The sequence below is a fragment of the Leyella stercorea genome (genome assembly GCF_021531655.1).
In genome coordinates this window covers 1-5,230 of sequence record NZ_JADYUF010000085.1, presented here as the reverse complement: position 1 = coordinate 5,230, position 5,230 = coordinate 1, and the positions used below count along the sequence as shown (strand labels likewise).

Annotated in this window: 4 protein-coding genes; 3 read left to right on the top strand and 1 reads right to left on the bottom strand. The window is 52.5% G+C overall.

Annotated elements, in window-relative coordinates; translation table 11 throughout:
• Positions 1-808 (bottom strand): tyrosine-type recombinase/integrase (locus I6E49_RS13930; protein ID WP_235403068.1); only part of this gene is annotated, 808 nt, incomplete at its 3' end.
• Positions 809-1,301: 493 nt separating this feature from the next.
• Here I6E49_RS13930 and I6E49_RS13925 point away from each other — a divergent pair.
• From I6E49_RS13925 to I6E49_RS13915, 3 genes are all read left to right on the top strand, one after another.
• Entirely contained in the window at positions 1,302-2,429 is a 1,128-nt protein-coding gene (locus tag I6E49_RS13925) for an AAA family ATPase (protein WP_235403067.1), read from the top strand.
• Between the two features lie 166 nt (positions 2,430-2,595).
• A complete protein-coding gene (gene fucI, locus I6E49_RS13920; RefSeq protein ID WP_235403066.1) occupies positions 2,596-4,371 on the top strand; it encodes an L-fucose isomerase in 1,776 nt (591 codons plus the stop codon).
• A 192-nt stretch (positions 4,372-4,563) separates the two neighbouring features.
• Positions 4,564-5,202 (top strand): class II aldolase/adducin family protein, encoded by a 639-nt coding sequence (locus I6E49_RS13915; RefSeq protein WP_235403065.1) that lies wholly within the window; start codon positions 4,564-4,566, stop codon positions 5,200-5,202.
• The last annotated feature ends 28 nt before the right edge of the window (positions 5,203-5,230 follow it).

The following is a 5,230-nucleotide window of genomic DNA, read 5'->3' as shown; positions in this document are numbered from 1 at the left end:
AGAGTTCGCTATGTCCGAGCAGCTTCTGCACGCTTTCGAGGTCGGCGCCGTTGTTGAGCATGGCGGTGGCGAAGCTGTGGCGCAGCACGTGGGGCGACCGTTTGGCGAGATTGCCTATTGCCGAGAGGCGCGTCATCACTTCCTTGCGCAGCTGGACGTATGTCATGCGGCTGCCGCGGTCGTTGAGTATGAGTGCCGTGTCGATGCGTTGCTGCCACATTGCGTCGCGCTGGCGTATGTATTCGTGCAGTTGGGTGCGGAGTTCGTCGCCGAAGGGGATGGCGCGCTGCTTGTTGCCTTTGCCCGTTACTCGTATTTCGCCTTGGGCGAAGTCGACTGAGCTGTCGTCGAGCGAGGTGAGTTCGGAGGCTCGCATGCCGGTTTCGTAAAGCAGTATTAATATGGTACGCGCACGTGTACTTATATAATCGCTCCCCCACTCTGCCGAGTCGAGCAGCCTGTCCATGTCGTCTTCGCGCACGAATTGCGGCAGGTAGCGCGACTTCTTGGGCCCCCGCACTATGTGTGCCGGGTCGTGGCTGACGAGTCCACGGGCGAGTGCGTATCGGTACATCGACCTTACGGCGCTCAGTCGGCGGCATATTGATGTGGGCGAGTTGCCCCGGTCCATCATTGCCTCTATCCATCCGCGTATGTCTTCGGTGTCGGCTGTGTCTATTGTCACATGTCCTTCGAGTGTGTCAAGATAGGCGACATAGGCTTCGAGGTCGAGCCGATAGCCCTGCAATGTCTGCTCCGAGCGCCTGCGTTCGTAGCGCATATAGTCCAAGAATTCGCTTATCTCCATATCGTAACACCTCATTTAGGTTTCGTCAACGAATGTACGTATTTTATTTCATTCCGCCAAATTTTTAAGCGTCTTTTTTCAAATGTGCTACATTTTTGACTCTTTCGTATATAATAAGGTATAGGACGAGGAAGAGAGTTTTTGTTCTCTCGGATGGGAACAATTTTTCTCTCGGGAGGAAACATTTTTCTCTTGGGAGGAAATCGCTTTCCTTCGGGATGTGTTCGGGATGCGTTCGGGATGGGCTTGTTTTGGACGGGCAAGTCAAAAGGACTCGTTTTGCCTTTCAAAAGGACTCGTTTTACTCTGCAAAAGGACTCGTTTTGGAGTGCAAAAGGGCTCGTTTTGAAGTGCAAAATGAGTCCTTTTCTGAGTGTTGAATGTTGAATGTTAAGGGATTTTAGCGTTACGGATGTTGCTGCATCCGAACAAAAGCGCTACCTTTGCATTATTGATTCTTCGTTACGTAAAATTCATAATATCATAAAAGCTTATGGTACAGACCAATCCATTTGTCATAGAAGGCTATCTGTCGCCGGAATATTTCTGCGACCGTATTGACGAGACTGCCTTGCTGACTCGCCATCTCACCAACCGATGCAACGTCGCGTTGATAGCCCAGCGTCGCCTGGGCAAGTCGGGACTGATACATAACTGCTTCTATCAGAAGGCGATACGCGAGCAGTACCATTGCATCTTTGTTGACATTTACGACACGAAGGACCTCAACGAATTTGTCTACGCTCTGGGCAAGGGCATTCTGACGGCTCTGAAACCGAAGGGAAGGAAGGCGTGGGAATTCTTTGTCAACATGCTCCAGTCGCTCAAATCGACTATTTCGTTCGACATAAACGGCAATCCGGAATGGAGCGTCGGCATCGGCGACATTCAGGCTCCAGACACTACGCTCGACGAGATTTTCGCATATCTCGAGCATGCCGACAAGCCGTGCATTGTGGCTATAGACGAGTTCCAGACCATTGCCAGCTATCCCGAAAAGACCGTCGAGGCCACTCTTCGCAAGCGTATACAGAACTGCCACAACGCTTCGTTCGTGTTCTCGGGCTCGAAGCGCCACATGATGGCGCTTATGTTCACGTCGCAGTCGCGCCCGTTCTATCACAGTTCGAGCATCATGGGGCTGGAACCGATTGACAGAACCGTCTACCGCGATTTTGCCAACCGCCATCTCGCAAGAAACGGAAAGACCATAAGCGACGAGGCTTTCAGCTACATTTACGGCCGTTTCGACGGAGTGACCTGGTACATCCAGTACATTCTGAACATGCTCTACACAGCCATTTCGACCGACAGCATACTGACTACAGACGACGCCAAGGCTGCCATCGCAGGCATTCTGGCGCAGCATCGCTTTGCCTATCAGGCTCTGGTCTATCAGCTTACGTCCAAACAGAAGCAGGTGCTGACGGCTATTGCTGCCGAGAACGGGCCTACTTCGATTATGTCGCAGGCGTTTCTGCGCAAATACGGTCTCGGGGCGAGCACCGTGCAGGGGGCTGTAAAGGTTCTGCTCGACCGCGACTTCATCAGCCAGGACGACGGAGCTTACCGACTTTGCGACAAGTTTCTGGAAATGTACCTTCAGGAAGAATTGCAGTAATACAAAGGATTGGAATATAAGCAAAGGAACAATAATAATGTAAAAATAACGGCAAAAGACAACTTTTCAGCTTTTTTATTGCTAACTTTGCATTCAGACAACTAATCGAAGAACAAATAAGGAACTAACATATAACTTAAATCATACTAATCAAAATCCTAAAGCTATGAGCAAATATCCAAAGATTGGAATTCGCCCCACTATCGACGGACGTCAGGGCGGAGTGCGCGAGAGTCTCGAAGAGAAGACTATGAACCTCGCAAAATCAGTAGCTAAACTTATTAGTGAGAACCTGCGCAACGGCGACGGTTCGCCCGTTGAGTGCGTTATCGCCGACACCACTATCGGCCGCGTCGGCGAGAGTGCTGCCTGTGCCGAGAAGTTCGAGCGCGAGGGCGTCGGTTCTACTATCACCGTTACTTCTTGCTGGTGCTATGGCGCCGAAACTATGGACATGAACCCGCATTGGCCGAAGGCTGTTTGGGGATTCAACGGAACCGAGCGCCCGGGTGCTGTATACCTTGCTGCCGTGCTCGCAGCACACGCCCAGAAGGGCCTGCCGGCTTTCGGCATCTACGGACACGACGTTCAGGATCTCGAGGACGACTCTATCCCTGCCGACGTTGCTGAGAAGATTCTGCGCTTTGCACGTGCCGCCCAGGCCGTGGCTACAATGCGCGGAAAGTCGTATCTGTCAATGGGTTCGGCTTGTATGGGCATCGCCGGAAGTATCGTCAATCCCGACTTCTTCCAGGAATATCTCGGTATGCGCAACGAAAGCGTTGACCTCACCGAAATCATCCGCCGCATGACCGAGGGCATCTACGACCCCGAGGAGTACAAGAAGGCTATGGCGTGGACCCGCGAGCATTGTATGTGCAACGAGGGCGAGGACATTGCCAACCGCCAGGGCAAGGCCAAGACACGCGAGGAGAAGGATGCCGACTGGGAATTCATCGTCAAGATGATGATCATCATGAAGGACCTCATGCACGGCAACCCGCGCCTTGAGGAGATTGGTTTCAAGGAAGAGGCTATCGGACACAACGCTATCGCAGGCGGTTTCCAGGGCCAGCGCCAGTGGACCGACTTCTATCCTAACGGCGACTACCCCGAAGCGCTCATGAATACTTCGTTCGACTGGAACGGACCGCGCGAGGCTATCACTCTCGCTACAGAAAACGACGCCGGCAACGGTGTTGCCATGCTCTTCAACCACTTGCTCACCGGACGTGCCCAGATATTCTCTGACGTGCGCACTTATTGGAGCCCCGAGGCCGTGAAGCGCGTCACCGGTAAGGAGCTTACGGGCCGTGCTGCCGGAGGTATCATCCACCTCATCAACTCAGGCGCTACTACTCTCGACGGCTCGGGCGCAGCTACCGACGCTGAGGGCAACCCGACTATGAAGCACTTCTGGGACTTGACAGAAGAGGATATTGACGCTTGCCTCAAGGCTACGACCTGGTATCCTGCCAACCGCGACTACTTCCGTGGCGGCGGCTTCTCTTCAAACTTCCTCTCCAAGGGCGGTATGCCTGTCACAATGGTACGTCTGAACCACGTCAAGGGACTCGGTCCGGTGCTCCAGCTGGCTGAGGGATGGACTGTAGAGATTGACCCCGAAATCCACAACATTCTCGACAAGCGTACCGACCCGACATGGCCTACAACATGGTTCGTGCCACGTCTGTGCGACAAACCTGCCTTCAAGGATGTCTACTCGGTTATGAACAACTGGGGTGCCAACCATGGTGCCATCTCTTACGGACACATCGGAGCCGACCTCATCACTATGTGCTCTATCCTGCGCATACCGGTTTGCATGCACAACGTTGAGGACGAGCAGATCTTCCGTCCTGCCGCTTGGAACGCATTCGGCATGGACAAGGAGGGCGCCGACTTCCGCGCTTGCAAGAACTACGGACCGATTTATAAGTAATTTATAATTGAAAGTTGAGAGTTGAGGGTTGAGAATTGAAAGTTATGATTAGTTCTGCAGTTCATACATTGCAGCCAAGATTTTATAAATAAATGTAATCACAACTCTCAAATCTCAATTCTCAAATCTCAACTAAAAAAAATCCATACTCTCAAATTTCAACTCTCAACTTTTTTCAAAGGCAGAACAACAATGATACAGGATTATCAGATACAGGAATTTCTTCGCCAGGCACATCGCGTTGGCGACGCAGGCTTGACCCTTTGTTCAAGCGGTAACATCTCATGGCGCATCGGCGACGAAGCACTCGTTTCTGGAACAGGCTCTTGGGTGCCCACACTTCCTAAGGAGAAGGTGTCTATCTGCCGCGTAGCCGACGGCGAAGTGCTCAACGGAGTGAAGCCTTCTATGGAGAGCGGTTTCCATCTTGGCGTGCTGCGCGAGCGTCCCGACTGCGACGTAGTGCTCCACTTCCAGTCGAAGTATGCCACAGTTGTGTCGTGCATGACTGAAACTCCGAAGGACTTCAACGTAACTGCTGAAGTGCCGTGCCACGTTGGTCGCGACATACCAGTCATTCCTTACTTCCGTCCGGGCTCGCCCGAATTGGCAGAGGCTGTAAAGGCAGCGCTCAAGGACCACAACTCGGCTCTGATGCTCAAGCACGGCCAGGTGGTTTGTGGCAAAACATTCGACGAAGTGTTCGAACGTGCCATGTTCTTCGAGATGGCTTGCCGCATAATAGTTCTCAGCGGAGGCAAGTACAACACTCTCACAGCAGAGGAAATTGACGACCTCGAAGCATACGTGCTGGGCAAAAAGCAGAAGTAATAAAAACAATAAGCCCTACCCCCGGTCC

Coding starts and splice junctions, on each gene's coding strand:
- I6E49_RS13925 (WP_235403067.1), top strand. CDS start 1,302: ATGGTACAGACCAATCCATTTGTCATAGAAGGCTATCTGTCGCCGGAA.
- fucI (WP_235403066.1), top strand. CDS start 2,596: ATGAGCAAATATCCAAAGATTGGAATTCGCCCCACTATCGACGGACGT.
- I6E49_RS13915 (WP_235403065.1), top strand. CDS start 4,564: ATGATACAGGATTATCAGATACAGGAATTTCTTCGCCAGGCACATCGC.